Raw genomic sequence first — 26,415 nt, 5'->3', positions numbered from 1 at the left:
TGTCGTCGCGGTCCAAGCCGGAGCCTGATGTCGAACGCGTACCGAAGGAAAATCGGGATGAAGTCGATCCTTATGGCGCTCGTCCTCGTCTCTGCCGGGGCTGCCAGCGTCGCCGGCCTCTCCTTCGGCGTGTCGGGCGACGCGGCCAAGGGTTTGCCCAATGCCGGCGGCACGGGAATGCTCCAGCCCGGCAAGCAGTCCCGCGTGGAAGTCGCGCAGGTCGGGCAGGGCGGTCAGACCCCGCAGCCGGCCGGCACCTCGGACGTTGCGGCAGACAAGCCTGCCGTCGACGAAAGCGCGCTTCGCTATTTTGCCGCGCGGGGCGATACAGCCCGCCTCAATGCCGAGATCGCGCGCCTTCGCACGCTCTATCCCACCTGGATCCCGCCGGAAAACCCGCTCGCGGTGCCGGTGAACGAGGACAGGCAGCTCGAGGAGATGTGGGCGCTCTACAGCCGCTCCCGTTATGCCGACGTCCGGGCCGCCATCGCCAAGCGGCAGAAGGAAGACCCGCAATGGGTTCCGCCGGCCGATCTCGTCGACCGGCTGGACGTCGCGGAAAAGCGCGCTGCGCTCGTCGCCGCCTCGAATGCCGGCAACAGTGAGGAGGTGGTGCGCCTCGGCGCCGAGACCCCGAGCCTTCTCACCTGCAGCGATGCCGACGTGCTCTGGCGCGTCGCGGACGCCTTCGCCAAGACCGGCCGGCCGCAGCGGGCGCGGGATGCCTATGGCTACATGCTCGATAATTGCGCGGACGCGGCCGTCCGACTCGCCACGGTGCAGAAGGCCTCCACCGTGCTCGGCTACGGCGACATGCAGGACCTGCTTGCCCGCGAGCGCAAGGGCGCCGACGGAACCATGGAATTCGATGCGCTGCGGCCGGATCTCGCCCGCCGCTTCGTGGGCGAGGGCGCCGAAGACCCGAAGATCGCCGTGGCGCCGGCCTATCTGAAGATCGTCGAGAAGCTCTCGACGGATCAGGGGCTTGCCTCGGACGCCCTGCTGCTCGGCTGGTATCACCTGCGCCGCGACGAGAATGCCGTGGCGGAGCCTTTCTTCCGCAAGGCGCGCACCATCGAGGATTCCGCCTCCGCCTCGCAGGGGCTCGCCCTCATCCTCCTCGCCCGCAAGATGCCGGCGGAGGCGGAGGAGGCGATGTATCCCTGGCGGACGACCTCCGATCAGGCGATGGAGACCTATCTCGCCGCCACCGCCAACCTCCTGGCGCTCGATCCGCCGCCGAAGCTGGACGGCAAGGTCCTTGGCCGCATCGCGGCCGTCACCATCGAGCAAAAGTACTCCGAGACGGGCGAGCAGTTCGGTTGGTATGCGCTCGCCATGAACCAGCCGAAAACGGCGGAGGAATGGTTCGCGCAGGTGCTGCAATGGAAGGCGGATTACGAGCCCGCCGCCTATGGCCTTGGCGTCGCCCGTTTGCGGCTCGAGGATCGCACGGGCCTCGAAGCCGTCAGGCAGGCCTGGGGCGCCCGGTCCGAGCGCATCGCGCGGCTTGGCGAACGGAATGCCGATGACGAGGTGGTCCGCAGGGGCGGGCGGAAGGCCGTGCCGGTCGAGCGTAAGGTGGTTTCGGACCGCATCGCCGAGGAGCGTGCGCAGCCGGTGGAGGAAGTCGCCCTGCGGCCGCAACGCGTAAAGCGCACCGCGCGCCGCGTGGCGGGCGTCGCCAATTGCCGCACCGCGAGCGATCCGGCCGGCCTGTCGCCAGCCGGCGCGCTCTCGCTCGGCTGGTGCCTGATGGAGATCAACCGGCCGCTGGAGGCGGCGCAGGCCTTCGAGGCCGCGCTGGCGGGCAGCGGGCAGGTGCGTGGCGACGCGGCCTATGGCCAGAGCCTTGCCTATCTTCGCGCGGGCCTGACGAGCGATGCCGCCGTTGCCGCTACAAGGGCGAAGCTCGATGGCCGCCGCGGCGCCGAGCTGCAGGCCGCGATCCTGTCCGACCGGGCCGTCAGCAGCTTCCGCGCGGCGCGCTATCGCGAAACCATCGTGTACCTCGACCAGCGCAAGCAGGTCGTGGCCGAGCCGGCGGACCTGATGGTGCTGCGCGCCTACGCCTACAAGAATCTCGGCCTGCGTGCCGATGCCCTGCGCCTCTTCGAGGCCCTCGGCGAGACCGGCCGGCAGGACGCCATCCGCGCGCTGGCCGAAATGCGCGACGAGCGAGACCGGCGCCCATGAGCCCGGTTGGCAGCGCCAGTTCGCGATGGAGAAGGATTGTCGCGGCGGTGCTTGCGGCGGCTTGCGTTGCCACGGCGGGAGTTTCCGCGGCCTTTTCGCAGGACGCGGAAAAACTCTTTGTCAACGACAGGAGCGGCGCTCGCGTTGCGGCCGGGACGCTGGAAGGGCAGGCGAAGGCGGATGCTCTCGCCCTGTTGCGTATCCCCTCCGCAACGTGGTTCATGGAGGGCTCCCCAAAGGAAACGAAGGCGGCTGTCGCCGATATCGTGAAGCGGGCTTCCGCCGAACAGGCGATCCCGGTTCTCGTCGCCTACAACATTCCTCACCGGGACTGCGCGCTCTATTCCGCGGGCGGCGCGAAGAACACGGCCGACTACATCCAGTGGATCAAGGCTTTCGCCGCGGGGATCGGCAGCCGCAAGGCGATTGTGATCCTTGAGCCGGACGGCCTCGGCGTCATCCCGTTCAACAGGAACGTCGCCGGTGACCTGGAGCCCTGCCAGCCGGAAAAGGCCGACCCCGCCCATGCGGCGGCGGAGCGCTTCGCGCAGTTGAGCCGGGCAGTGGAGATCCTCAAGGCCTTGCCGGGTACCCGGCTCTATCTCGACGGCACCGGCAGCAACTGGCTTTCGCCGGGCGACGCCGTCGACCGCCTGATCAGGGCGGATATCGGCAGGGCGGACGGGTTCTTCCTCAATGTCTCGAATTTCGAGAGCGACGAGCGGGTCACGAGGTTCGCGGCGTGGCTGAGCGACTGCCTCGCCCTCGTCACGGCAGGTAGCCTTGAAGCAAAAAACTGCCCCAGCCAGTTCCACCCCGCGACCTTCGACAACGTGACGACCTGGGCGGAAACGGACGAAGCCTATGACCGCGCCTTCGCGGAAGCCGGGCTGGCGCGCGACCCGGCCGGGCAGAAACATGCGATCATCGACACCAGCCGCAACGGCGCGGGTTCATGGAAAGCGCCCGACGGCAAATACGAGGATGCCGAAGCGTGGTGCAACCCGCCGGAACGGGGCCTCGGCCGGCGTCCGACGCTTAAGACGGGCGATCCCTATATCGACGGCTTCCTCTGGATAAAGGTCCCCGGCGAATCGGACGGCCCCTGCCATCGCGGCACATCCGGACCGGCCGATCCCGCTCGCGGGATCGTGGCGCCGGCGGCCGGCGGCTGGTTCCCCGAGCAGGCGCGCGAGCTCATCCGCTTCGCCAATCCGCCTTTCGACGCTGGCAAGTGAGCGGCTTGCCTACCTGTAGCTGCTCGGGGAGTGGCCGTAGCGCTTCTTGAAGGCGTTGGAGAAATACTGGCTCGAATTGAAGCCGCAGCTCAGCGCGATCTCGGTGACGCTGGTGTTGCGCGGCTCCTGCAGGAGGCGCGAGGCGTGCTCCAGCCGCAGGTGCTGGAGATACTGGCGCGGCGCCATGTTGGTGAGCTTCTTGCAATAGTCGGAAAAGCGGGTGCGAGAGAGCCCGCATTCCTCGGCCATGCCTTCCAGCGACCAGTCCTCCTCCAGCGCATGGGCGAGCCGCCGCAGGAAGATCGCGACGGTGTGCTGCGAGGTGGAAAGATCGGGGTCGAGCGTCGGCGCCTGCTCGCCCATCCGGTCGATCAGGCTCAGCATCATGGCGTTGATCGCCACTTTGAGGCGCGTCTCGCCGTCCTCCGGGCTGCGCTCGAGCAGGATGGAGGGAATGGCCTCGAAGGCGCGGCAGAGCTCGGCGCCGCCGTCCCAGACTGGCTGGTTGTTCTGCGTCAGGATATCGCCGAGCCGCGCCGCCTCGTCCCTGGAGAAGACGAGCCAGTCCGGCCAGTCGGGCGTCTCGCTCGGCCGGCGCAGGCCCGCATCGAGGATGATCCACAAGAGCCGGCTCGGGCCGACATTCGGATTGCCGATGGAGTGGAGCTGCCAGGGGCGGATGACGATGAACTGGCCCTGCTTCATCGCATAGCTCCGCTCGTCCACGACGAGGTCGAGACTGCCGCGGGCGAGATAGGCGATCTTGAAGCCCTCGTTGCAATGCCGGCCGAGCCCCCAGGACTGGCCGTGGCGCGCATCCCAGAAGCCGACGGTGCGGATGCCCGGCAGGCGCTCGCCGAGCGAGGTGCCGGGATAGCTGCCGCGCGTCCAGGCGTGAAGCTCGACCTCGCCGCGCCGGGCGGCGGCCTGCAATTCCTTGCAGTTGTCGGCATACATGACGGAGTCCGGTTGGCGGAAGACCGAGGGCCGGCAATCGGCCGGCGAAATCACCGCATGTCTGTTCACGTCGCGCCTCCCAACACAAAATGACTTAAGAAATTTACCACTGTTGTCGTCCGCAAGAATTGCCGAGTCAAGCCTGCCATTGTGGCCCATGTCGCGCAGGCCGATGGGAGAGGCCGGCGCGGCGAAGGGGAGGATATCAGTGAAAGTCGCATTCAACCTGCTCGTCATCGGCGCGGATATCGGCCTGCAGCACGCGCGCCAGCTCGAACGGCTGAAGGCGCTCGGCTACGACGCGGTGGAGGTTCCTGTCTTCTCCGGCAAGCAGGAGCACTATGCGGCGCTCGGCCGGCTCCTTGCCGATATCGGCCTGACGGCCGGCGCGGCCGCCGTCGCGACGCCCGAGGCCAATCCGGTCAGCCCCGATCCGGCGGTGCGCGCGAAAGCGCGCGACCACCATCGCTGGATCGTCGACTGCACGGCGGCGATGGGCGGCGAGATCGTCGCGGGGCCCCTCCATTCGCCCGTCGGCGTCTTCACCGGCTTCGGGCCGACGCCGGAGGAAACGGGGCGCTGCGTGGAGGCGATGCGCGCGATGGCGGAATATGCGGCGCCGGCGGGCGTGCGCATTTCGGCGGAAGCGGTCAACCGTTTCGAATGCTACATGATGTCGACCATCGCTCAGGCATCGGCCATTTACCGCGCCGTCAACCATCCCAATTACGGTTACATGTTCGACACGTTTCACGCCAATATCGAGGAAAAGGATCCGCCGGCGACCTTTGAGCGCTATCACGGCGAGATCAACCATTTCCATGTCTCGGAAAACGATCGCGGCGTTCCCGGCTCCGGCCATGTGCCCTTCGCGGCGCATTTCGACGCGCTGCGCCGCTGCAACTACGACGGCTGGCTGACCGTCGAATCCTTCGGCCGCGCCCTGCCGGAGCTTGCCGGCGCGACGCGGGTCTGGCGCGATCTCTTCGACGATCTCGACGGCCTCTTCTCCGAGAGCGTCGCCTTCATCCGCCGCGAATGGGCGGCGGCGGGAGAGCGGCTGGCATGACGGCTGTTCCCGCCCTCGGCATGTCCGGCATCAGCAAGGTCTTTCCGGGCGTACGCGCGCTCGACGGCGTCGATTTCCACTGCCTGCCCGGCGAGGTCCATGCGATCTGCGGCGAGAACGGCGCTGGCAAGTCGACGCTGATGAAGATACTCGGCGGCAGCTACCGGCCGGATGCCGGCGAGATCCGCCTCGACGGCAGGGCCGTGCAATTCACCCATCCCCGGCAGGCGGCGGAAGCGGGCATCTCGATCATCCATCAGGAGCTCAGCCTGCTGCCGCACCGCACGGTGGCGGAGAACATCTTCATGGGGCGCGAGATCGCCCGGCGCGGCATCCTCGACAAGGCGGCGATGCGGGAGAAGGCGGCGGCGCTCCTTCGCCGCATCGGCGCGAAGGTCGATCCGCAGGTACTTGTTTCCTCGCTCTCCATCGCCACGCAGCAGCTCGTGGAAATCGCCAAGGCGCTTCTCCTCGATGCGCGCATCCTCGTCATGGACGAGCCGACGGCGGCGCTGGACGAGCGCGACAGCCGCGCGCTGCTTGCGTTGGTGCAAACCCTCAAGGGCGAGGGCGTCTCGATCGTCTACATCTCCCACCGCATGCCGGAGGTCACGGCGATCGCCGACCGCATCACCGTCCTCAAGGACGGCAGGAAGATCTGGACGAGGCCGCGCGAGGCCGCCCCCATCGGCGAGATCGTGAGGGCGATGGTCGGCCGCGATCTCAAGGATTTCTATCCCGCGCCGCCGGTCTCCGCGCCGGGCGCCGTCCTCCTTGCCGTCGAGGGCGGGGCGAATGCGGCGCTGCGCGACATCGCCCTCAGCGTGCGGGCCGGTGAGATCGTCGGCGTCGCGGGCCTCGAAGATTCCGGCAAGGGTGCGCTGGCGCAGGCGCTGGTCGGCGACGCGCCGTTCTCCGGCGGCGCGGTCGCGCTGCGCGGCAGGCCGGTCGCCCTTCGCACGCCCCGGCAGGCGACGGCCGCCGGCATCGGCTACCTGCCGGGCGACCGCAAGCGCGAGGGGCTCGCGCTGCGCCAGTCCGTGCGCGACAATGCGCTCCTGACCCTGCGCTCCATGGCCGGCCTCTTCACGCGGCCCGAGCGCGGCGCCTTCGCGCCTTCCGCCATCGACGAACGGTTGCGCGGCATGGACGTGCGGGCCGGGGATTTCGGCCAGGAGGTCGGCACGCTCTCCGGCGGCAACCAGCAGAAGGCGATCATCGTGCGCTGGCTGGCGCAGGCATCCGACATCCTCGTCTTCGTCGAGCCGACCCGCGGCATCGACATCGCGGCCAAAGCGGCGATCTACGAGACGATGCGCGGCTTCGCCGATTCCGGCCGCGGCATCGTCGTCGTCTCCTCCGACATGCCCGAGCTGATCGGCATCGCCGACCGCATCCTCGTCATGCATCAGGGCCGCCTGTCCGGCGAACTGCCGAGGGGCGCGAGCGAGGAGGACGTCATGCATCTCGCCCTCGGCCTTGCGGATGGGCCGCAAGCGGAGGCACGCGCATGACGACGGATATCGTGAAACCGAAGCCGGCCGCCGCGGGCCTCTCCATTGCGGTACTGCTGGCCGGCCTCTCCATCGGCTTCTTCATCGTGGTCGCGCTTGCGACCGGCGAGACCGCGCAGCTCGGCGGGCAGGGCATCGTCGGCCTCCTCCAGCGCATGGTGGCCCTCGGGCTGGTCGCGGTCGGCCAGACCTTCGTGATCCTCGTCGGGTCGATCGATCTTTCGGTCGCCGCGCTCATCAGCGCCGTCGCCGTCCTCGCCTCGCATATCATGCAGGGCGATCCGGCGATGATCCTGCCGGCCATCGTGATCTGCCTCGGGCTCTGCCTCGTGGTCGGCCTCGTCAACGGTGCGCTCGTCGCCTATGGCGGCATCAATCCGCTGATCGCGACGCTTGGCACGGGGCTCGTCATCCAGGGCGTGCTTGCCGCCTCGTTCGGCATGCTGCAGGGCGCGGTGGCGCGGGAATTCCAGGTCGTCGCCTATGGCGGCGTGCTGGGCGTGCCCTATTCCATCCTGCTGCTCGCCGCCCTCTCGCTCGCCGCCGCCTTCGTGCTCGACCGCACGCTGTTCGGCGCGCGCATCTATGCCGTCGGCGGCAATCCGGACGGGGCGCGGCTCGCCGGCATCCGGACGGAGCGCGTCACGCTGTCCGCCCACGTGGTCGCCAGCCTGTTTGCCGGCGCATCCGGGCTTTACCTTGCCGCCCGGCTGCAATCCGGCACGCCCTGGATCGGCCGCGACGGCATCTACGACCTCGAATCCATCGCCGTGACGGTCATCGGCGGCACGATCCTTGCCGGCGGCAAGGGCGGCGTCGCCGGCACGCTGGCGGGCGTCCTGCTCTTCGCCAGCCTCGATGCGGGCTTCAACATGCTCGGCATCGACGCCTTCCTCAAGCAGGTGCTGCGCGGAGCCATCGTCGTTGCCGCCGTCGCCATCCACGCCGTCCGCTCGAAGGGGCATGTCGCATGAGCCCCGTCCCGCAGCCCCCTTCCTCCCTTCGCCGCCCGGCACGCATCGCGGTCAATGCCGGCCTCGTGATCTTTCTCGCGCTCTATGCGGGCATCGCCTTCCTCCAGCCGAACTATCTGGAGCCTGGCCTCTTCATGAATTTCCTGCGGCGCGCCGCGCCGCTCGTCATCCTTGCCTGCGGGCAGCTCTACGTCATCCTGACGGGCGGCTTCGATCTCTCCATGGGAGCGGTCGCGACGCTGGTCGTGCTCGCCGCCTCTATCCTGATCAACGGCGATCCGGAGACGACCTGGGCGGTCATCGGCGCGCTCTATGTCATGGGCATCGCCGTCGGCCTCGTGAACGGCCTCGTCGTCGCCTTCCTCAAGGTGCCCTCGATCATCGCGACGCTCGGCGCGATGCTCTCCGTCAACGGGCTGGCGCTCGCCTGGTCAGGCGGGGCGGCGCGCGGCGACCTGCCGGACAATTTCCGCAATCTCGGCCGTCTGGTCTGGCGCGACGTTCCCCTCGTAGGCTCGTTGCCGCTCGCGGCCATCGTCCTTGCCGGTTTTGTGGCGCTCGCCTGGTGGGGTCTCAATGGCACCGTCTACGGCAAGCGGGCGCTCGCCGTCGGCGACAATCCGCGGGCGGCGGAGCTGGCCGGAACGCCGGTCGCCGCAACGCGCATCCTCGCCTTCGTGGTCTCCGCGGTCTCGGCGGTGACGGCCGGCATCCTGATCGGCGGCTTTTCCGGCGTCTCCGTCAATGCCGGCGAGGGGCTGGAGCTGCAGGCCATCGCCGCCTGCGTCATCGGCGGCGCGCAGCTTCTCGGCGGGCGCGGCTCCATCTGGAGCGCGGTGTTCGGGGCGCTCAGCCTCTTCGCGCTCTTTACCCTGCTCAATCTCATCGGCCTGCCGCAGGCGCTGCGTGACAGCATCCAGGGCCTGATCCTGATCGCCGCGGTGGGCGCCAGCGTGTGGCGTGGCCGGCGGCGGACCTGACCGGACATAGCATCAACCGCCGGCGTGGCCGGCATTCTGGAGGAGGAAGACATGACACTGAGGACACTTCTGGCGACGACCGTCGCGCTCACATTCGCCGGTCAGGCGCTGGCGCAGGACTTCAACGACCCGGCCGAGTTCAAGAAGCAGCGCGAGCAGCTTTCGATGACGCCGCAGGGACCGGAAGGCCAGCCCTGGGCGCAGCATCTCGGCGATGGCATGGTCGACACGGCGAAATACAGGAAGGATGGCCAGGTCACGCTCTGCTTCTCCAATGCCGGCGTCTTCAACCCCTGGCGCGTCGTCGGCCTCAACAACCTCAATGCCGAGGCCGAGCTGCACAAGGACCGCCTCAAGGAGCTGATCGTCGTCGATGCCGAGGGCAAGGACGACAAGCAGATCTCCGATATCGAGGCCCTCGTCAGCGGCGGCAAGTGCGATGCGCTGATCGTCTCGCCGAACACGACGGCGGCGCTCACTCCGGCGGTGGAAGCGGCCTGCGGCAAGCTCCCGGTCGTCGTCTTCGACCGCGGCGTCAATACGAGCTGCCCGGTGACCTATATCCACCCCGTCGGCGGCTACGGCTTCGGCATCACCTCGGGCGAGTTCATCGCCAGCAAGCTGAAGAAGGGCGACAACGTGCTGGCGCTGCGCATCATGCCGGGCGTCGACGTGCTGGAGACCCGCTATTCGGCCGCCAAGAACATCTTCGACGAGGCCGGCATCAACGTGATCGGCTCGGAATTCACCGGCAGCGACCGGGCGAAGACCAAGTCCGTCGTCGAGGACTACATCAACCGCGGCGAGAAGATCGACGCGGTCTGGATGGATGCCGGCGATACCGCGACGGCGGCGCTCGAAGCCTTCGAGGATGCGGGCCTTCCCTATCCGGTCATCAGCGGCGAGGACCAGCAGGACTTCCTGCGCAAGTGGCAGTCGGAGAAGCTGACGGCGATCGGCCCGTCCTACCCGACCTACCAGTGGCGCACGGCCGTCATCGCGGCCCTCGACGTGCTGGACGGCAAGCAGGTTCCCGGCCCCGAATGGGTGCTGCCGCAGCCGGCGATCACCGAGGACGTTCTGGCGAACTATGTCGATGAGCGCATGCCGCCGCTGCACTACAGCCTCTGCGGCTGCCAGGAACTGCCGGGCTACCCGGAACGCTGGGGCGGCAAGAAGTAGGCAAGGCATGGACGGGAGGGCGAATCTCGCCCTCTCGTCGGACCTGACCTGAGGCGCGTTCTGATGCCGCCTCGCGATGCACCAGCCCCTCAAGCGGGGCTGGTGCCCGTGTTTCCATTCCTGCGTTGCGCGGATGTCAGGATGTCAGCGCGTCCGGGCCGGCGCCGCAGACGATCGCGCAAATCTTCTCGCCGGGCTTCACGGCGACACGTCCCTGCTGCAGGGCTGCGATGGCGGCGGCACCGCTGAGGTCGGCGGCAAGGCCCATTTCGAACCAGAGCCATTTTGCGGCGGCGGCCATCTCCGCGTCCTCCACGAGCACGATCCCGTCGACATTCTTGCGGACGATGTCGAAGATGCGGGGATCCGTATGCGAGCACGACATGGTCGCGACCGAGGTGGTTGCGCGGCCGATATCGATGTTGCGTCCGGCCTCCAGCGAGCGCAGCAGGGTGGGCGAGCCGGTGGCGGCGATGCCGATGATGCGGACATGCGGGGCGATGCTCTTGATGGCGGTCGACACGCCGCTGATCAGCCCGCCGCCGCCGATCGCGACGAGAACGGTGTCGACATCGGCGATCTGCTCCAGGATTTCGAGCCCCACCGTGCCCTGTCCGGCGACGACGAGGGGATCGGCGAAGGGGTGGAAATAAGCTGCACCCGTCCGCTCGCAGAAGGCGAGCGCCGCCTCGTTGGCTTCCTGCCATGCGGTGCCGACGATCACGGTGTCCGCGCCCCATTCGCGCAGCTTGGCGATCTTGGCGGGCGTCGCATTTTCCGGCAGGAAGATCGTGGTCTTGACGCCGGCCAGATGGCCGGCACGCGCGGTGGCGAGGCCGTGGTTGCCCCCGGAAGCGGCCACGATGCCGCCCGCCAGCTGCTCGCGCGGCGTGGTCCGCAGCCGGTTGGTCGCCCCGCGCGCCTTGAACGAACCCGTCACCTGGAGAAGTTCCAGCTTGAGCACGGGTTCGACACCGCCGGGAAGCGCGGTCTTCAACTGGTCCGCGCGGATGACGGGCGTCCGGCGAATGCCGTCCGCGATACGGTCCCTGGCGGCGCGGATATCGTCTAGTGCGATCATGGCTGTCTCCGGAAATCATGGGAGCGGGGACGGGCGGCCGGAACCGGCCGCGCGCCTCACGCGCTCGTTGCGAGAATGGAAGCGGGATACTGGCTGAGGCGGCGCTGGCTTTCGCGGAGCGCCGCGACCAGTGTCTCCTCACGCGCCGCGTCGATGGCGACCGGCACGACGAAGCAGAGGGTCGCGATATTCTGCCCGAAGGTCGAGCGGATCGGCACGGCGATGCATTTCGTGAACGTATCGAGGATGCCCGACGTCACGCAGAGGCCCTGCGCGTCGGCCGAGCGCACCTCGTCATAGAACACGTCGAGCGAAAGCTTGACGCCGTTCGGCAGATCGAAGTCCTCGGGCGGAACCAGCGCGCCGACTTCCTCGCGCGACATATGCGCGACAAGCAGCCTGCCGGATGCCGTCCACGGCACGGGCAGGGTGAAGCCGGGCTTCGTCTCCATGCGCAGCAGGCTGTTGCCCGGCATGGAATGGACGATGGCATAGCGGTTCTTGATGAGCGTGCAGAGTTCGGCCGTCTCGCCCGTGGCGCGGCCGAGCCGGTTCACCTCTTCCGCACCGAGGCCGATGATCGGATTCTGCCGGGCATAGGCGGCGCCGTAGAAATAGGACGCCAGTCCGAAGAAGACCTCGCCGGTGCCGGGGTTGACTTCGAGTATCCCGGCGCCGGCGAGGGACCCGATCACCTCATAGATCGACGAGCGCGGCGCGTTGAGCCGCGCGGCGATCTGCCCGACCTGCGTCGGCACGCCGATTTCCCGCAGGACTTCCAGAATCTCGACCACACGGTCGATTCCACGCATCCGCGAACCGGAGCTTTGCGCGGCCTTTGCCAAGTCGTCTTCCTCTTCTGCTGGCCGATTTGGGTTTCTTTAAACATGGTTCGGCGGGAGCGTAAAGGGCTTGTCAGTTGTCCGCAATTGCAATAACGATAACGGTATATGCAACATGTGTCTGAAATATCGGACACTCTATCACAAGGGAGGTCGTGATGGGCATTTTCTCTCAGCTTCGCCGCTTGGCTGGCTGCGCAGTTCTTTCATTGGGAGTGGTGGCAGGGCTTGCCGCGCCGGCAAGTGCGGAGTCGATCCTCGACCGCGTGGTGGCCGACAACAAGATCAAGGTCGGCGTCATGCTGAACGTCCCGCCTTTCGGCATGAAGTCGATCAGCGGCGAGCCTGAAGGTTTCGACGTCGATGTCGCAAAGCTCGTCGCCGAGAAGCTGGGCGTCGAGCTCGAGATCGTCGACACGACGTCGGTGGACCGCATCCCGAACCTTCGTTCGGGCAAGGTGGATCTCATCGTCGGAACGTTCACCGGCACGCCCGAGCGGGCCAAGGTGGTCTCGTTCAGCGATCCCTACGTCACCGCCTTGCTGGCCGCCTTTGCCGTGAAGGCCGACAGCGGGATCGAATCGGCCGCCGATCTCGGCTCCAAGCGCATCGCCGTGACCAAGGGCACAACGCAGGACCTGATGGTCGCGCCGGAATTCCCCGATGCCGAAATCATGCGGTTCGATACCGAGGCCGCCGCCCTCTTCGCGCTGGCGCAGGGCCAGGTCGATGCGTTCATCTGCGACGGCAATGTGCTGAACTACCAGGCGACCATCGACAAGAGCATGAAGGTCATCGTCGACGACAAGTTCAGCAAGCTGGTCGAATACCAGCGCCTCGGCGTGCCGCGCGGCGATCAGGAATGGCTCAACTGGGTCAACATGTTCGTCTTCGATCTCAATGCGACCGGCAAGAGCTACGAGCTCTACAGGAAGTGGTTCAACGCCGACATGCCGGCGCCGCTCAATCCCCGCTACTGACATTTGAGGCCGCTGCCCGCCATATCGCGGGCAGCGGCGATCGATCGAGAGGATTGCCATGGCGTTCCATTGGGCGGCCATCCCCCGCTTCATTCCCCAACTGCTGGCGGGTGCCCAGCTCACCTTGCTCATTACCCTGGTCGCCATGCTCATCGGCATCGTGATCGGCGTGGCTATGGCGGCCGGCCGCGTCAGCCGGTTCCGGCTTCTGCGGATGCTGGCCGGGCTCTATGTGGAATTCGTCCGCAATACGCCGGCGCTCCTGCAGATATTCATCCTGTTCTTCGGCATGCCGAGCCTCGGCTTGCGCATGTCCGCCACCACCGCCGGCAGCATAGCGCTCGGCCTCAATGCCGGCGCCTATCTTGCCGAGATCTTCCGCGCGGGCCTTGCCGGCGTGCCGCCGGGAAGCCGCGAGGCGGCAGTGGCTCTCGCCTTCAACAGGCTGCAGACCCTCGTCTACATCACCGCGCCGCTGGCCATGCGCGCGGCCTGGCCGGCCTTCTGCAATCTCTTCATTTCCATCCTGCTCGCATCCTCGCTTCTGTCGGCCATCTCGGTCTATGAGCTGACCGGCATTACGAACGACATCAGCACCAAGACGTTCCTGACATTCGAGGTCTACAGCGTGGCTGCCCTCTTCTATGTCGCGCTCAATGTCGGCGTGTCGCTGCTGCTCGCCCTTGCCGGCAGGCTGCTGTTCCCGCCGCAATCGAGGTGATGCGATGAATTTCTCTCTGGTCTGGGAAGCACGCTGGCTCATCCTCGACAGTTTCGTCGTCACGCTCTACCTGTCCGCCTCCGCGGTGGTCGGGGGGACGGTTGTCGGGATGATCGTCGCGCTGCTGCGGCAATTCGGTCTGCGCCCGCTGAACCTTCTGCTGCGCGCCTATGTCGAGCTGTTCCGCGGAACGCCGCTGCTGATGCAGCTCTTCTTCATCTATTTCGGCCTGCCGCTGGTCAACGTCTCGGTCGACCGCTTCTGGGCGGCCTTCATCGCCTTGACGTGCTTTACCAGCGCCTATGTCGCCGAGGTGTTCCGCTCCGGCATCGAGGCCATCCCGCGCGGACAGTCGGAAGCGGCGACGGCGCTCGGCATGGGCTTCTTCCACCGGTTCTTCTGGATCATCGCGCCCCAGGCATTGCGGGTGTCGCTGCCGCCCCTGATCGGGGTCTATGTCTCGGTGATCAAGGACACCTCGCTTGCGACGGTGGTCGGCTACAACGAACTGACGCGCCGGGCGATGGAGCTGATGCTGCGCTTCGGCCATCCCCTCGAATTCTTCATTACCGTGGCCCTGCTCTATTTCGCGATCTGCTACCCGATCTCGAAGCTCAGCGAGCGGCTCGAACGCAAGCTGACGCCGAGCGCCCGGTGAGCCGCAGGAAAGGATCTGTCCGATGATCGAAGTGAATGGCGTATCCAAGTCCTACGGCAGGCTCGAGGTCCTGAAGGACATCTCGTTGCAGGTCGAGGCGGGGCAGGTCGTGGCGATCGTCGGCCCCAGCGGCTCGGGCAAGAGCACGTTCCTGCGCATGCTCAATGGCCTCGAGAGCTTCAGCGGAGGCTCGGTCAAGATCGACGGGCACGACCTTTCCCTGCCGCGCGAGCTGCATCAGGTGCGCAAGGAGGTCGGCATGGTGTTCCAGCAGTTCAACCTCTTCCCGCATCTGACGGTGGGCCGCAACGTGACCATCGCGCAGCGGCTGGTCCTGAAGGAGAGCAAGGCCGCCGCCGAGGAGCGGGCACGCCGCCTTCTCGCACGCGTCGGCCTCCAGGAAAAATGGGCCTCCTATCCGAGCCAGCTTTCCGGCGGACAGCAGCAGCGGGTGGCGATCGCGCGGGCACTGGCGATGGAGCCGAAGGTCATGCTCTTCGACGAGGCGACCTCCGCGCTCGATCCGGAGCTTGTCGGCGAGGTGCTGGACGTCATGCGCTCGCTGGCGGCTGACGGCATGACCATGCTCGTCGTCACCCACGAGATGGGTTTCGCGCGCAACGTGGCCGACCGCGTCCTCTTCATGGATGCCGGCCGGATCGCCGCTGACGGGCCGCCCGCCCTTATTCTCGACAAACCAAAAGATGAGCGGCTGATCCAGTTTCTTCGCCGTATCGGAAATCACGAACGGCCGGATCACGCGGTGCAGCCGGTCTGAATGAAAGCAGGACGATGTCTTTGAAAAATGCACACCAGTCTTCCGGGGCGGACGAGGCGGCCCTGGTTCCCGTCAGCCCGGGCGGAACATACAGGACCGTTCGCCGCGCGGGCGGGACGGTCTATCTCTCGGGGCAGGGGCCCATGAAGAGCGACGGAACGTTCCACGCCGGCAAGGTCGGAACCGATATCGATATCCCGGAAGCCTACCAGCACGCGCGTCTGGTGGCCCGCCAGATGCTGGCGACGATGGAGGATGCCGGCTTCGATCTCGAGCGTATCGAGGTCGTCAAGGTTTTCGGCATGGTGAATGCCGCCCCCCGTTTTGAGGAGCACCCGGCGGTCATCAACGGCTGCTCCGACTATCTCGTCGAACGGCTGGGCGAGCGTGGCGAACATGCCCGCTCGGCCGTTGGGATGGGCTCGCTGCCGCACAACATGACGGTCGAGATCGAGGCGATCTTCCGCCTTCTCGATTGAACGCACGCATTGGAGGTCTCGCCATGAACCGCAATCACGCCCATCCCCTTCTCGATCATCGCACGAAGGGCATTCCAGGAGGGACCGAACCCTTTCCGCTGGAATCCATCGCGGACAAGAACTGGAATGTCTTGCGCGGCGACCTGCCCTTGCCGCTCGCCATCCTGCACGAGCCGGCCATCGCCAACAACGAGCGATGGATGCGGGAATTCTGCGAGAAGGCGAATGTCTCGCTCGCGCCGCACGGCAAGACGACGATGTGCCCGCAGCTTTTCCGCCGCCAGCTCGATGGCGGCGCCTGGGCGATAACCCTTTCGACCGCCCACCAGGTGCAGGTTGCCCGCGATTTCGGCGTCAATCGCATCCTCGTCGCCAACCAGATCGTCGATCCCCGCTTCCTCGATTTCGTCATGCGGGAGCTGGATGGCGATCCGGGCTTTGATTTTCTTTGCCTGATCGATTCCGAGGAAGGCGCCCATTTCGCCGGCCACCACATCCGGGGCCTCGGGTCCCGGCGCCGGCTGGGCGTCATGATCGAGATCGGCGCGATGGGCGGCCGCACGGGCGCGCGCGATCCGGCGCGCATACGGGCGATAGCGGACGTCATCGGGGGCTACGACAGGGAGCTGGAACTGCGCGGCATCGAATCCTTCGAAGGAATCTTCGGCGGGCGGCCGGACGATAATCTCGGAAAGGTCCGCGCCCTGATGGAGTTGACCACGGCCGCCGCGCGCGACCTCGATGCCCGCGGCGCATTCACAGGAGAAGAAATCGTCCTGTCCGCCGGCGGATCGGCCTATTACGACATCGTGGTGGAGCACCTTGGCGCGCTGAAGCTGTCACGGCCGACCCGGGTCGTGACCCGTTCCGGCTGCTATATCACGCACGACGCTCTGATGTACCGCGAGCATTTCGCTTCGCTGCAGGCGCGCTCGGAGCGCGTGCGCGCCGTCCCCGGCGAGCTGCGGCCCTCGCTCCAGGTCGTCACCCGGGTACAGTCCATGCCGGAAAAGGGGCTGGCGTTCCTGACGGGCGGCAAGCGCGATCTGTCCTTCGACGTGCACCTGCCGGCGCCCAGCCTCTGGTTCCGGCCCGGCGAGCATCAGGCGCCGGTCGGGCTCGGCGCGGGGCACGAGATTTTCACCCTGGCGGACCAGCATGCCTTCATGCGGGTGCCGGACGACACTCCGCTGCGGGTGGGCGACATGGTGTTCCTCGACATTTCCCATCCCTGCACGACCTTCGACAAATGGGACGTGCTCTACGGTGTCGACGGGAACCACGATGTGAAGACGGCCTACAAGACCTATTTCTGACCGGCTCGGCACGTTGCGCTCCGCCAGGGTTTCGGGCATTGATGCCGCGCTGCCCCGGATGGCGGACGAGAACGCATCGTTTCATCCGCCGGTCCTCGGCAAAACCGTTCTTTGACCAACAGGGAGAATTTCCATGATCAAGCGTATCAAGCCCGGCCAGCGCTTCTGCGGCGCCGTCGTCGTCAACGGCGTCGTCACCACGGCCGGCGTGACCGGCGCGGGCGCCGACACCGTCGCGCAGACCCGCGACATCCTGGCCCAGATCGACGCCCTGCTCGCCGAGGCCGGCACCTCCAAGGCCAAGCTGATCAGCGCCAGCATCTGGCTCCGCGACATCGCCCATTTTGGCCAGATGAACACGGTCTGGGACGAGTGGGTCGACAAGGACAACCTGCCGGTCCGCGCCACCGTGGAAGCCCGCCTTGCCGCGCCGGAACTGCTGGTCGAGATCCAGGTGACCGCGCTGGTCTGAGCCGGTTCACGGATAATGCAGGAAGGCCGGGACGCGTGAGGCGGTCCCGGCCTTTTTCGTCAGGAAATGATCAGCGGCTGGCTGTGCAGGTAGCGCGCGACCTTGCGCTTGGCCGCGATGTCGGCCCAGACCAGTTCGACGTCGCTCGCCTTGAGCCCCGTCGCCTCTGCGATCGCATCGGCGGGCACGGCATTTTCGAGACCGTAGAGGCAGATGTCCATCTTGTCGTAGGGCAGGGCGAAGTAGAATTCCTCCTGCGTCTGCGGCAGTGAATAGGTATCCGTGGTCGGCGGGCGGGAGAGGATTTCGGCCGGCACGCCGAGATGGGCGGCGAGCTGGTAGACCTGCGATTTGTAGAGATGGGCGATCGGCTTGATGTCGGCCGCTCCGTCGCCGTTCTTGACGAAGAAGCCCTGGTCGTATTCCAGCCGGTTCGGCGTGCCGAGCACGGCGAAGTTCAGCCTGTCGGCATGGTAGTATTCGAGCTGCTTGCGGGTGCGCTGCTTCATGTTCGTCGCCGCGACGATGCCGAGATAGGCGCCGGCGCCGAGGCGCACCTTGCGCGTCTCGCCCTGCGGCGAGCGGACGACCAGCGAGGAGATGTTGTAGCCGCCCGTCGTCATCGGATTGTCGAAGACGATCTTGGAGGCCCAGCCGGTTCCATATTCCGGCACCGCCTCGCGAATGAAGGCATCGCGCCGCTCGTAGCACCCCATCGCCGCGAGCGCCGGCCCGATATCCTCAACGACGCTGTCGATGCCGAAGGTTTCCGCCACGCTCCGCCCGAGCCGCAGGCTCTCCGGGTCGGAATCGTTTTCCGGCATGAAGAGCGCGAAGACGTTCTTCGCGCCGAGCGCCCGCACGGCCAGCGCCGCCGAGACAGAGGAATCGATGCCGCCCGAAAGGCCGAGCACGAGGCCGCGCTTGCGCAGGTCGAGGCGCAGCCGTTCGCGCATCCATCCCGTAATGCGCTCCACCTCCGCTTCGGGATCGAGCACCAGCGGGGCGAAGGCGGGTCTGTGGGATGTCTGTGCGGTCATGCGTTCGATCCTGTGATGGGGGCGGGTTCGGCGGCAAGCCTGCGGCTTGCCTTGCCGGAATCGGTTCTAGGCAGCGACTGCCGGAATTCGACGATCTTCGGGACCATGTGGTCCTCGAGGTTCTGCGCGCAGAAGCGCATGACGTCCCGTTCGGTGAGGGCCGTATCCGAGGCGACGACGAGTGCCTTGACGGCCTGCCCGAGAACGTCGTGGGGAACGCCGATGACGAGGGCTTCGGCAATGCCGGGCATGCGGTGCAGCACGTCTTCCACCGCCTTGGGCGCGACCTTCTCGCCGCGGGACTTGATGATGTCGTCAGTGCGCGAGACGAAGGTGAGGTAGCCGTCCGCATCCGCGGTGAAGAGGTCGCCGGTATGGAGGCGCATCGCGCCGGTCCGCGGATCCGGGCGCAACGCCTTGCTGGTCGCCGCCTCGTTCCGCCAGTAGCCGCGCATCACGTTCGCGCCGGTGACGACCAGTTCGCCGACGGTGCCGGGCGGAACGGCAACGCCTGCCTCGTCCACGACCTCGGTCCGCACGCCGGGAATGGCGATGCCGACCGAGCCGCGACGGGCCTCGATCTCCCCGGGCGGCAGATAGGCGATGCGGGTGCACTCGGTCTGGCCGTACATGCAGAAGACGCGGACATGCGGCAGGAAGGCGCGCAGCCAGTCGAGATGGGCCGGCGGCAGCGGCGCGGCGGCGCTGGTGATGTAGCGAAGGCCCGCAAAGAGCGAAGGATCGAGATCCCGCGCCTGCATCATCATCGCGGCCATGGCCGGCACCAGGGCGAACCCGGTGACGCGCTCGTCGCGGATCCTCTCGAAGACCGCCTGCGGAAAGGCGAAGGATTTCTCGATCACCAGCGTCGCGCCCGTCAGCATCGCGGTCACGAGCTGGTTGAGCCCGTAGCCGAAGGACATCGGCAGGACGACGAGGAGCGTGTCGGCGGCGGTGTTTTCGAGATAGAAGGCGATGGAGCGGGCCGCGGCATCCATGTTGTCATGGGCGAGCATCACGCCCTTCGGCACGCCGGTCGAGCCCGACGTATAGATCAATGTGGCAAGGTCGCTGTCCGGTAGGTCTTCCGCGGGCAATGGCGCGGCGTTCAGGCCGGCCTCGAAGCTGCCCGCCTCTCCCGTCGCGAGGCGCGGCGTATCGGCAAGCTCCGCGACACCTGCGACGAGCCGTTCGAGCCGCGCCTCGGTTATCACGAGGGCGGGTGTGCAGTCGGCGGCGATCTGCGAAAGGCGGGGGGCCTTCGTCGACGGATTGACCGGGCAGATGACGGCGCCCGCCAGCCAGGTGGCGAGGACGGCGACAGCGGCCTGCCAGCCATTGTCGAGCAGGATGAGGACACGGTCGCCGCGAGCGACACCGCCGGCCCGGAGCGTCGTTGCCATGCGGGCGGAAAGATCGAGGAAGCGGTGGTAGCTCAGCCGCAGGTCGCCCGCGACGATGGCGGTCTTCGCCCCGTCCCGTGCGGCCCTCTGCCGGAGATATTGCTCGATCCGCATGGCCCGTTTCCGCCGTCAGGCCGCTTGCTTGCGCGAGATGAAGCCGGCGATCCGCTCGATCGTGTCGAGATTGGCCGGCACGATGTCCGCGTCCGCGACCTTGATGGCGAAGCGCTCCTCGAGGAAGCCGACCAGTTCGAGGATGCCGGTGGAATCGATCAGGTCGTTGTCGATCAGCGACAGATCGGCCGGCAGCGGGTGGCTCTCGTCGCCGAACAGGAAGTTCTCGACGATGAAGGCGCGGATCGTGGCTTGGGTTTCTGCGGTCATTCTCAGCTTCTTCCGATGCTCGATAGGGGTTGTGACGATTGCGCGGCCGTGCCGTCGCGCAGGAGTTGGGTCGACAGGATGCCGATGAAGGCAGCGTTGTCGCGAAAGCCCGTGGCCTCGCCCTTGAGAACCTTTTCCTTCAGCTTGCCGACCGCCTGCCCATTGAACAGCCCGGCTTCAGTGAGCCGTTCCGGCGCGAGCACGGTGTCGAGGACCTTCGCCGCGCCGGCAAAGGCTTCTGCATCGGGCGCGCGGTAGGGCTGCTTGGCACGGTCGATGATCCGGGCCGGCACGAGGCCGCGGGCGACCTCCTTGAGGATGTGTTTTTCGCGAAGCCCGCGCAGCTTCGCATCGGGCGCAAGCCCGGCGGCGAAGGACACGACCCGCGGATCGAGGAAGGGGAAGCGCCCCTCGACGGCATTCGCCATCATCACCCGGTCGCCCTGGCTGGAGAGAAGATAGCCGGGCAGGAAGAAGGCGGTTTCCAGATATTGCGCCTGATGCAGTGGATGCCAGCGGGAGAAGTCGGGCGGCAGCTGCGCGGCAAGGTCCGCCGCCGCATCGTAGTCGCCGATGGCCTCCTTGAGGGCGGCGGAAAAGAACAGCTTCGCCGCGGCGGTGGAGCGGAAGCGCGGCCGGTGGGAATAAAGCGGATCGTCGAGCGCCTCGGAGCCGAAGGCGAAGAAGCGGGCGAGATAGTCCGGCGTCTGCTGCTTCAGGCCCGGCAGGTAGGGATAGAGCCGCTGGAAGAGGCGGGTGCGCCGGGCGGATTGCGGCATGCGGCCGCAAAAGCGCCGGACGCGGGCTTCCCGGAAAATGTCGTATCCGGCGAAGATCTCGTCCGCGCCTTCGCCGGTCAGCACGACCTTCATGCCACGCTCGCGCACGCGCGCCGAGAGCAGGTGGAGCGGGACGGGCGCCGTGCGCAGGATGGGGCAGCCGATATGCCGCATGGCATCGGGCATCCGTGCGGCGATTTCGGCGGAAGAGCATTCGACGCTGTCCGCCTCGGCGTCGAGCGTCGCGGCCATCTCCCGCTGCCAGTCGCGCTCGTCATGTTCGGCGCTGCGGAAGGTCAGCGAGAAGGTCCTGAGGCCGTGCGTCACCGTCCGCGCCGCGAGCGCGGCAACGAGGGAGGAGTCGAGGCCGCCGGAGAGATAGGCGCCCACGGGCACGTCGGCGCGCAGGCGGATGCGCGTGGCATCCTCCAGCAGCGCGCGCAGCTCCTCCGCCTGCTCCTCCATCCGGCGCGGCGGGGGCGTGTCGTTTCGGTCGGGATAGGAAAGCTGCCACCAGGGCCGGATCGTGCGCTCGCCGTCCTTCACGATCATCATGTGGCCGGGCGGGAGTTCCCATATGCCGCGATAGGCCGTGCGCGGCGGAATGGGGCACCAGAGCGTGAAGATCTGGTCGAGCGCCACCGGGTCGATCTCGGCCGTCATGCCCGGCAGGGCGAGGAGCGCGCCCGGCTCGGAGGCGAAGAATAGCGTGCCCTCATGTTCGGTATGGAACAGCGGCCGCACGCCCATGCGGTCGCGGGCGAGAACCAGCGTGCGGGTTGCGGCATCGTGCAGCGCGAAAGCGAAGTCGCCGTTGAAATCCGCAAGGCATTCGAGGCCCTTCTGCGCATAGGCGGCGAGCAGAACCTCCGTATCCGAGGCAGTGCGGAAACGATGGCCGCGCGCCTTCAGGTCCTCGCGCAGCTCCACATAGTTGAAGATCTCGCCGTTGAAGGAGACGGCGAGCCTGCCGTCCTCGCTGGTCATCGGCTGTGCGCCGTCCTGAAGGCCGACGATGGAAAGGCGGGTATGGGCAAGGCCCGTCTCGCCGCGCAGGAGCGTTCCCTCGGCGTCCGGCCCGCGGTGCCTGAGCGCCGCCACCATGCGGCCGAGGCATTCCGCCGCCCGGTCCGGGGCGATAGCATTGCCGTGATATCCCGCTATCCCGCACATCGCCGCTACTCGAAACGATCGCCGATGAGGCGCGTCCAGCCTTCTCCGACAAGGCCGTTGATGAAGGCCTTTCCGGCCGTCATGGCTTCGAGGAGCGCGGGGTCGCGGGTGTGGACGATCGTTGCGGCGCCGTGGACGAAGGCGCATTTCTTGCCGACCATCGCCGGCAGAAGGGGCGGCAGGGTACGGCCGCGGATGGCAACGAGGCCCCGCTCATAGGCATTGCGGATGAGGCAGTCGATCACCACGGATTCCTGCCCGGGCGCCGCGAGAAGCTGCACCGTGCGGCCGACGCCGCCGGCATTGCCGTAATAGAGATAGGCGCCGACCACGGCTCCCGAGCGGGCCTTGACCAGGTGCTGGACGCGTTCGCCATGGAACGCCTTGCGCCTGGCATGGCGCAGCATGGCTTCCAGCACCGGCGGCTCCCAGCGCGGGCGCAGGGCGAAGGCCTGGGCGAATTTCAGGAAAGCTGCGATGAACGCGTCGTCGCTCGCCGGGACAGCGACGAAGCTGTCCGCCTTGCCGGGAAGCGGTCTGTAGTGAAACCAGACAGGCTTCTCGCGGCGTCGGCACAGGACGGCATCGGCAAGCCGGGCAAGCGGCCTTGCCGCCCGCGCGAAGGGCAGACGTCCCGCCACCGCCTCCAGCGCGAATGCGGAGGGTTTCAGGATCCGCAGCCATTCCAGGCTGTAGGGACCGAGAACGCTCGCCCGCGCGCCGCGCCACATCTCCGTCGATATCTCGTTCGCGGTTTCGCTGAAGGAAAGGTCCTGCGGGCCGGAGAGAACCTCGCGCAGCAGGCGTGCGCCGGCAAAGGGATCGGGGTCCCTGTCGTCGCTGACGAAGGAGCCGCAATTGGCCGCCAGCAGGCGGCGCCCTTCGAATTCCATTTCCACCGGCAGGACGCCGAGGAAAGCCGCGACCGTGCCATCGTCGCGGACATGCACGCGTGAGGTCAGGCCGGTGCGAAGGCTTTCGTCATTGAGGAAAAGCGTGCCGAGATAGGATTTCAGGTCGGCGCTTGCCGGGGCGTCGGTCTTGCGCAGCAGGCGCTGGAAAAGGTCCGCGACCGTCCCGATGTCCCCCGCCTCAAATGATCGTACGCTCGACATTGCAATCCACCCGGAGGTCGTCCCGTCCGGTTCCCCGCAGACGGCAGACGCCACGAGCCTGCTTACGGGAGACGGATGAAGAAAAGGTCAAGGAACGACGGTGTCGGCCCGGCAAGGGCGGGTTCCGAGGCGTTGCGGGCGCTCGAAAGCTGTTTATCGTAAAGACTGTTCTAATGTCCGGGGAGCCGCAGGGCTATCGCATATGGAGTTCGACGCTGCCGTTCCTCCATTGAATTGGGGCAACGGCTTTCTTCATATCCGATTGCCGTCCGGGAAACGGGGAACCATGCGGCATGCCGCCACTTGCGCCTTGTTTTGGCGCGATTCCCCGCACAAAAGGCTGTTACTCTCACCCGAATGCTTTAGAACACGAGCGATGTTGACCCGCCTTATTCGTATCGGCGCCTGGCTTGGCCTTGCCGCCATCCTCTTCGTGACGGTCTCGCCGATCGGCTATCGGCCGCATGACGTGGTTTCCACCGATTTCGACCGGGCAGCCGCCTATGCGGTCCTGTCGGGACTGTTCGTCTTCGCCTATCCGCGCCACCGCCTTGCAGTCGCCGCGCTGGTGGTGCTGGTGGCGGTCGGGGCGGAGCTGTTCCAGTTCGTCTCACCGACACGGCACCCGCACCTTGCCGACGCGGCGGTGAAGGCCGCGGGCGGCATCGGCGGATTGTTCGCGGGCAGCCTGCTGCATTCCGGCATGGCGCAATTGTTTTCCGGTGCAAGCAAAAAGCCGATGGCTCCTGCAGAGGAGCGCCGCTCCGTCTCCTGACCGGCGCTTCCGGTTTCCCTCAACCCTGCGGCGGCCGCCAGTCAGCGGAGGGGATGGTGTTGATCATCCAGGGCACGCCGAACCGGTCGACCAGCGAACCGAAGCCGGGTGACCAGAATGTCTCGCCGAAGGGCATGGCGGGCCGGCCGCCCTCGCAGAGCTGATCGTACCAGCGCTTCGCCTCCGTCTTGTCTGTGGTGTGCAGCGTGACGTCGAAACCGTTCTTGGGCTTTTCGATGTTCGGCGCCCAGGCGGCATCCATGTCCGCGCCCATCAGCGCCTGATCGCCGACCTCCAGCCAGCAATGCATCAGCCAGTCCTTGTATTTCGGATCGCTGATCGGCATGCCGGGCGGTCCCTCGCCATAGGGAAAGGCGGCGGTGATCCTGCCGCCCAGAACTCTGGCATAGAACTCGAATGCCTCCCGGCACTGTCCCTGAAAACTCAGGCTGGTCACGATCTTCATGGTCGGCTCCTCCTTCTCCTCGTTGCCCGCATGCTGCTGCATGGGGTGGGTCCGCCAATGAATTGATATCAACGTAAATGGTGCGGCAAGTCAACCCGCGGCCGGTCTGTCTCTCATTTGCCGCAACGCCGGCGATGCGACGGGCGGATGCGGCCTCCGCCAAAACGCCGATGCCGCCCGATGATCACCGGGCGGCACCGCATGTGGTAAGAAGCGTCCGTCAGCCGGCGGCGAAGGGCACGGTGACGAAGGTCTGTGCATCCTGGCGCTGGACGAGCAGGAGCACGGCCTTGCGGCCGGCCTTGCCGGCCTGCGCGACGGCGGCCTTCGCTTCCCGGGCGGAATGGACGGACTTCTGGTTGACCGAGAGAATGACGTCGCCCGGCTGGAGGCCGGCATCGGCGGCCGGCTTGTCCGGGTTGACGCCTTCGACGATCGCGCCCGTCTCGCTTTCCGGCAGGCCGAGCGAATCGCGCACGTCCGGCGTCAGGTCGCCGAGCTGGACGCCGAGGGTCGGTACGCCCTGAGCGCCGGGAAGGCTGGGCTGGCTGCCGGTATCAGCGCTTGCCTGCTTGTCCGTATCGTCATTGTTGCCGACCGTGATCGACAGGTCCTTGTTGCCGCCGTCGCGCCAGACCGTCAGGCTTTCCTTCGCGCCGGGCGAAAGATCGGCCACCATGCGCGACAGTTCGTGCGGCGAGTTCACCGCCTTGCCGGCCAGCGCCGTAATGACGTCGCCCGACTTTATGCCGGCCTTGGCGGCGGGGGTGCCGTCATCGACCCGGGCCACGAGGGCGCCGACCGGCTTGGCAAGACCGATGGCATCGGCGATGTCGGAAGTCACGGGCTGGATCTGCACGCCGATGAAGCCATGCGCGATGGAGCCGTCCTTCATCAGCTTGGCCACGATGCCCTGAGCCTGGTCGGAAGGAATGGCGAAGCCGACGCCGACGCTGCCGCCGTTCGGCGAATAGATCGCGGTGTTGATGCCGACCACCTTGCCGTCAAGGCCGACGAGCGGGCCGCCGGAATTGCCGTGATTGATCGGCGCGTCGATCTGGATGAAGTCGTCATAGGGCCCGCTGTGCAGGTCGCGGCCGCGGGCCGAGACGATGCCGGCCGTCACCGTCGTACCGATGCCGAAGGGGTTGCCGATGGCGAGGATCGGGTCGCCCGCCCGCAGCTTGTCGGAATCGCCCCAGCCGATGGTGGCGAGCGGCTTGCCGCTGTCGATCTTGATCACAGCAAGGTCGGACTTCGAATCCGTGCCGACGAGCTTGGCCGGCAATTCCGTGCCGTCGTCGAGCGCCACCTTGATCGTGGTCGCCTTGTCGATGACGTGGTTGTTGGTGACGATATAGCCGTCGCTGGTCAGCACGAAGCCGGAGCCGAGTGCTGCGGCCCGTTCGGCCGGGCGCTGCTGCGGCAAGGGAATCTGGCGTTCGCCGAAGAAGTCGCGGAACTGCTGGTCGAAGGGTGAATCGCCGCCGAACGGCGAGGCCCCGTCCTGCGAGGACGTGTTCTCCACCTTCAGCGTCGTCATGATGGTGACGACGGCCGGCTTGTCGGCCGCCACGATCGGCGCGAAGGAGCCCTGGGTGAGGGCGGCATTGAAGGTTTCCGGCGGCGCTGCTGCATGGGCGGGCCTGGCGCCGGCAAGGCTGGAGGCTGCCACCGGCACCACCAGCAGGGCAACGCCGAGAAGCGCTGCGACACGATGCTTTTCAAGAATCCTGGTCATGGTCGTCTTCCTTTTGTCAGCGCCGCAATGCCCGTGGTGCCGGCATCTGGCGCGCGAAACCGACGGCAGCGAGGGCGGCCGGTTGCGTGTTCATGGGTTCGG

General features: G+C 67.0%; 25 protein-coding genes. 15 read left to right on the top strand and 10 right to left on the bottom strand.

Annotated features, from left to right (window positions below):
• Window positions 1-57: 57 nt before the first annotated feature.
• Together ACZ48C_RS23105 and ACZ48C_RS23100 are read left to right on the top strand one after the other, a co-directional pair.
• Window positions 58-2,196, top strand: coding sequence for a cellulose synthase (locus ACZ48C_RS23105; RefSeq protein WP_464783114.1), 2,139 nt, complete (start codon window positions 58-60; stop codon window positions 2,194-2,196).
• 221 nt (window positions 2,197-2,417) lie between these two features.
• On the top strand, window positions 2,418-3,434 hold the full coding sequence (locus tag ACZ48C_RS23100) for a glycoside hydrolase family 6 protein (protein WP_464783113.1): 1,017 nt from the start codon (window positions 2,418-2,420) through the stop codon (window positions 3,432-3,434).
• Between the two features lie 9 nt (window positions 3,435-3,443).
• Here ACZ48C_RS23100 and ACZ48C_RS23095 read toward each other — a convergent pair whose 3' ends face one another.
• The gene (locus ACZ48C_RS23095) at window positions 3,444-4,460 is read right to left on the bottom strand and encodes a helix-turn-helix domain-containing protein (RefSeq protein WP_464783112.1); all 1,017 of its coding nucleotides are present in this window, start codon (window positions 4,458-4,460) and stop codon (window positions 3,444-3,446) included.
• Between the two features lie 139 nt (window positions 4,461-4,599).
• On the opposite strand from ACZ48C_RS23095, the gene ACZ48C_RS23090 reads away from it, so the two are divergent.
• Genes ACZ48C_RS23090 through ACZ48C_RS23070 form a run of 5 tightly spaced genes read left to right on the top strand, consistent with a single transcriptional unit; the run spans window position 4,600 to window position 10,110 of the window.
• Window positions 4,600-5,460 (top strand): sugar phosphate isomerase/epimerase family protein, encoded by an 861-nt coding sequence (locus ACZ48C_RS23090; protein WP_464783111.1) that lies wholly within the window; start codon window positions 4,600-4,602, stop codon window positions 5,458-5,460.
• Complete coding sequence (locus ACZ48C_RS23085) at window positions 5,457-6,974, top strand: sugar ABC transporter ATP-binding protein (RefSeq protein WP_464783110.1); 1,518 nt, start codon at window positions 5,457-5,459, stop codon at window positions 6,972-6,974. The genes ACZ48C_RS23090 and ACZ48C_RS23085 overlap by 4 nt, the downstream gene beginning before the upstream one ends.
• Complete coding sequence (locus tag ACZ48C_RS23080; RefSeq protein ID WP_464783109.1) at window positions 6,971-7,948, top strand: ABC transporter permease; 978 nt, start codon at window positions 6,971-6,973, stop codon at window positions 7,946-7,948. The genes ACZ48C_RS23085 and ACZ48C_RS23080 overlap by 4 nt, the downstream gene beginning before the upstream one ends.
• Window positions 7,945-8,928, top strand: coding sequence for an ABC transporter permease (locus ACZ48C_RS23075; RefSeq protein ID WP_464783108.1), 984 nt, complete (start codon window positions 7,945-7,947; stop codon window positions 8,926-8,928). Before ACZ48C_RS23080 ends, ACZ48C_RS23075 begins: the two co-directional genes overlap by 4 nt.
• A gap of 51 nt (window positions 8,929-8,979) precedes the next feature.
• Complete coding sequence (locus ACZ48C_RS23070) at window positions 8,980-10,110, top strand: substrate-binding domain-containing protein (RefSeq protein ID WP_464783107.1); 1,131 nt, start codon at window positions 8,980-8,982, stop codon at window positions 10,108-10,110.
• Window positions 10,111-10,246: 136 nt separating this feature from the next.
• Here ACZ48C_RS23070 and ACZ48C_RS23065 read toward each other — a convergent pair whose 3' ends face one another.
• Together ACZ48C_RS23065 and ACZ48C_RS23060 are read right to left on the bottom strand one after the other, a co-directional pair.
• Window positions 10,247-11,191: a threonine ammonia-lyase gene (locus ACZ48C_RS23065; RefSeq protein WP_464783106.1), complete on the bottom strand. Its 945-nt coding sequence runs from the start codon at window positions 11,189-11,191 to the stop codon at window positions 10,247-10,249.
• Window positions 11,192-11,247: 56 nt separating this feature from the next.
• Window positions 11,248-12,003 (bottom strand): IclR family transcriptional regulator, encoded by a 756-nt coding sequence (locus ACZ48C_RS23060; RefSeq protein ID WP_162911260.1) that lies wholly within the window; start codon window positions 12,001-12,003, stop codon window positions 11,248-11,250.
• Window positions 12,004-12,191: 188 nt separating this feature from the next.
• Here ACZ48C_RS23060 and ACZ48C_RS23055 point away from each other — a divergent pair, with 188 nt between their 5' ends.
• From ACZ48C_RS23055 to ACZ48C_RS23025, 7 genes are all read left to right on the top strand, one after another.
• Window positions 12,192-13,013, top strand: a complete 822-nt coding sequence (locus tag ACZ48C_RS23055; protein ID WP_119255332.1) for a transporter substrate-binding domain-containing protein — start codon at window positions 12,192-12,194, stop codon at window positions 13,011-13,013.
• Between the two features lie 58 nt (window positions 13,014-13,071).
• Window positions 13,072-13,734, top strand: a complete 663-nt coding sequence (locus ACZ48C_RS23050) for an amino acid ABC transporter permease (RefSeq protein ID WP_119255331.1) — start codon at window positions 13,072-13,074, stop codon at window positions 13,732-13,734.
• Between the two features lie 4 nt (window positions 13,735-13,738).
• Entirely contained in the window at window positions 13,739-14,392 is a 654-nt protein-coding gene (locus ACZ48C_RS23045) for an amino acid ABC transporter permease (RefSeq protein ID WP_318913094.1), read from the top strand.
• 22 nt (window positions 14,393-14,414) lie between these two features.
• Entirely contained in the window at window positions 14,415-15,170 is a 756-nt protein-coding gene (locus ACZ48C_RS23040; protein WP_464783105.1) for an amino acid ABC transporter ATP-binding protein, read from the top strand.
• 14 nt (window positions 15,171-15,184) lie between these two features.
• Window positions 15,185-15,649 (top strand): RidA family protein, encoded by a 465-nt coding sequence (locus ACZ48C_RS23035; RefSeq protein ID WP_119255328.1) that lies wholly within the window; start codon window positions 15,185-15,187, stop codon window positions 15,647-15,649.
• A 23-nt stretch (window positions 15,650-15,672) separates the two neighbouring features.
• Complete coding sequence (locus ACZ48C_RS23030; RefSeq protein WP_464783104.1) at window positions 15,673-16,965, top strand: amino acid deaminase; 1,293 nt, start codon at window positions 15,673-15,675, stop codon at window positions 16,963-16,965.
• A 133-nt stretch (window positions 16,966-17,098) separates the two neighbouring features.
• Window positions 17,099-17,437, top strand: coding sequence for a RidA family protein (locus ACZ48C_RS23025; RefSeq protein WP_119255326.1), 339 nt, complete (start codon window positions 17,099-17,101; stop codon window positions 17,435-17,437).
• A 59-nt stretch (window positions 17,438-17,496) separates the two neighbouring features.
• Here ACZ48C_RS23025 and nadE read toward each other — a convergent pair whose 3' ends face one another.
• Genes nadE through ACZ48C_RS23000 form a run of 5 tightly spaced genes read right to left on the bottom strand, consistent with a single transcriptional unit; the run spans window position 17,497 to window position 23,331 of the window.
• On the bottom strand, window positions 17,497-18,477 hold the full coding sequence (nadE, locus tag ACZ48C_RS23020) for an NAD(+) synthase (RefSeq protein ID WP_464783103.1): 981 nt from the start codon (window positions 18,475-18,477) through the stop codon (window positions 17,497-17,499).
• Complete coding sequence (locus ACZ48C_RS23015; RefSeq protein ID WP_464783102.1) at window positions 18,474-19,994, bottom strand: class I adenylate-forming enzyme family protein; 1,521 nt, start codon at window positions 19,992-19,994, stop codon at window positions 18,474-18,476. The genes nadE and ACZ48C_RS23015 overlap by 4 nt, the downstream gene beginning before the upstream one ends.
• A gap of 15 nt (window positions 19,995-20,009) precedes the next feature.
• Window positions 20,010-20,264 (bottom strand): acyl carrier protein, encoded by a 255-nt coding sequence (locus tag ACZ48C_RS23010; protein WP_464783101.1) that lies wholly within the window; start codon window positions 20,262-20,264, stop codon window positions 20,010-20,012.
• A 2-nt stretch (window positions 20,265-20,266) separates the two neighbouring features.
• Complete coding sequence (gene asnB / locus ACZ48C_RS23005) at window positions 20,267-22,216, bottom strand: asparagine synthase (glutamine-hydrolyzing) (RefSeq protein ID WP_464783100.1); 1,950 nt, start codon at window positions 22,214-22,216, stop codon at window positions 20,267-20,269.
• Between the two features lie 5 nt (window positions 22,217-22,221).
• Window positions 22,222-23,331: a hypothetical protein gene (locus ACZ48C_RS23000; RefSeq protein WP_464783099.1), complete on the bottom strand. Its 1,110-nt coding sequence runs from the start codon at window positions 23,329-23,331 to the stop codon at window positions 22,222-22,224.
• A gap of 376 nt (window positions 23,332-23,707) precedes the next feature.
• Between ACZ48C_RS23000 and ACZ48C_RS22995 the strand changes: the two genes are divergently transcribed.
• Window positions 23,708-24,106 (top strand): hypothetical protein, encoded by a 399-nt coding sequence (locus ACZ48C_RS22995; RefSeq protein ID WP_245424754.1) that lies wholly within the window; start codon window positions 23,708-23,710, stop codon window positions 24,104-24,106.
• Between the two features lie 19 nt (window positions 24,107-24,125).
• On the opposite strand, the gene ACZ48C_RS22990 is transcribed toward ACZ48C_RS22995, so the two are convergent.
• The gene (locus tag ACZ48C_RS22990) at window positions 24,126-24,572 is read right to left on the bottom strand and encodes a VOC family protein (protein WP_454634648.1); all 447 of its coding nucleotides are present in this window, start codon (window positions 24,570-24,572) and stop codon (window positions 24,126-24,128) included.
• 220 nt (window positions 24,573-24,792) lie between these two features.
• Window positions 24,793-26,313, bottom strand: a complete 1,521-nt coding sequence (locus tag ACZ48C_RS22985) for a DegQ family serine endoprotease (RefSeq protein WP_464783098.1) — start codon at window positions 26,311-26,313, stop codon at window positions 24,793-24,795.
• Window positions 26,314-26,415: the final 102 nt, after the last annotated feature.

The organism is Shinella sp. 1A1 (assembly GCF_055379515.1).
The sequence above is the reverse complement of the archived record's forward strand: the minus strand, read 5'-3'. Positions and strand labels throughout refer to the sequence as shown.

What these genes read in the sequence shown, in the direction of transcription:
- ACZ48C_RS23105 (WP_464783114.1), top strand. Translation starts at nt 58, where the DNA reads ATGAAGTCGATCCTTATGGCGCTCGTCCTCGTCTCTGCCGGGGCTGCC.
- ACZ48C_RS23100 (WP_464783113.1), top strand. Translation starts at nt 2,418, where the DNA reads ATGGAGGGCTCCCCAAAGGAAACGAAGGCGGCTGTCGCCGATATCGTG.
- ACZ48C_RS23085 (WP_464783110.1), top strand. Translation starts at nt 5,457, where the DNA reads ATGACGGCTGTTCCCGCCCTCGGCATGTCCGGCATCAGCAAGGTCTTT.
- ACZ48C_RS23080 (WP_464783109.1), top strand. Translation starts at nt 6,971, where the DNA reads ATGACGACGGATATCGTGAAACCGAAGCCGGCCGCCGCGGGCCTCTCC.
- ACZ48C_RS23075 (WP_464783108.1), top strand. Translation starts at nt 7,945, where the DNA reads ATGAGCCCCGTCCCGCAGCCCCCTTCCTCCCTTCGCCGCCCGGCACGC.
- ACZ48C_RS23070 (WP_464783107.1), top strand. Translation starts at nt 8,980, where the DNA reads ATGACACTGAGGACACTTCTGGCGACGACCGTCGCGCTCACATTCGCC.
- ACZ48C_RS23065 (WP_464783106.1), bottom strand. Translation starts at nt 11,191, where the DNA reads ATGATCGCACTAGACGATATCCGCGCCGCCAGGGACCGTATCGCGGAC.
- ACZ48C_RS23060 (WP_162911260.1), bottom strand. Translation starts at nt 12,003, where the DNA reads ATGCGTGGAATCGACCGTGTGGTCGAGATTCTGGAAGTCCTGCGGGAA.
- ACZ48C_RS23055 (WP_119255332.1), top strand. Translation starts at nt 12,192, where the DNA reads ATGGGCATTTTCTCTCAGCTTCGCCGCTTGGCTGGCTGCGCAGTTCTT.
- ACZ48C_RS23050 (WP_119255331.1), top strand. Translation starts at nt 13,072, where the DNA reads ATGGCGTTCCATTGGGCGGCCATCCCCCGCTTCATTCCCCAACTGCTG.
- ACZ48C_RS23045 (WP_318913094.1), top strand. Translation starts at nt 13,739, where the DNA reads ATGAATTTCTCTCTGGTCTGGGAAGCACGCTGGCTCATCCTCGACAGT.
- ACZ48C_RS23040 (WP_464783105.1), top strand. Translation starts at nt 14,415, where the DNA reads ATGATCGAAGTGAATGGCGTATCCAAGTCCTACGGCAGGCTCGAGGTC.
- ACZ48C_RS23035 (WP_119255328.1), top strand. Translation starts at nt 15,185, where the DNA reads ATGTCTTTGAAAAATGCACACCAGTCTTCCGGGGCGGACGAGGCGGCC.
- ACZ48C_RS23030 (WP_464783104.1), top strand. Translation starts at nt 15,673, where the DNA reads ATGAACCGCAATCACGCCCATCCCCTTCTCGATCATCGCACGAAGGGC.
- ACZ48C_RS23025 (WP_119255326.1), top strand. Translation starts at nt 17,099, where the DNA reads ATGATCAAGCGTATCAAGCCCGGCCAGCGCTTCTGCGGCGCCGTCGTC.
- nadE (WP_464783103.1), bottom strand. Translation starts at nt 18,477, where the DNA reads ATGACCGCACAGACATCCCACAGACCCGCCTTCGCCCCGCTGGTGCTC.
- ACZ48C_RS23015 (WP_464783102.1), bottom strand. Translation starts at nt 19,994, where the DNA reads ATGCGGATCGAGCAATATCTCCGGCAGAGGGCCGCACGGGACGGGGCG.
- ACZ48C_RS23010 (WP_464783101.1), bottom strand. Translation starts at nt 20,264, where the DNA reads ATGACCGCAGAAACCCAAGCCACGATCCGCGCCTTCATCGTCGAGAAC.
- asnB (WP_464783100.1), bottom strand. Translation starts at nt 22,216, where the DNA reads ATGTGCGGGATAGCGGGATATCACGGCAATGCTATCGCCCCGGACCGG.
- ACZ48C_RS23000 (WP_464783099.1), bottom strand. Translation starts at nt 23,331, where the DNA reads ATGTCGAGCGTACGATCATTTGAGGCGGGGGACATCGGGACGGTCGCG.
- ACZ48C_RS22995 (WP_245424754.1), top strand. Translation starts at nt 23,708, where the DNA reads ATGTTGACCCGCCTTATTCGTATCGGCGCCTGGCTTGGCCTTGCCGCC.
- ACZ48C_RS22990 (WP_454634648.1), bottom strand. Translation starts at nt 24,572, where the DNA reads ATGAAGATCGTGACCAGCCTGAGTTTTCAGGGACAGTGCCGGGAGGCA.
- ACZ48C_RS22985 (WP_464783098.1), bottom strand. Translation starts at nt 26,313, where the DNA reads ATGACCAGGATTCTTGAAAAGCATCGTGTCGCAGCGCTTCTCGGCGTT.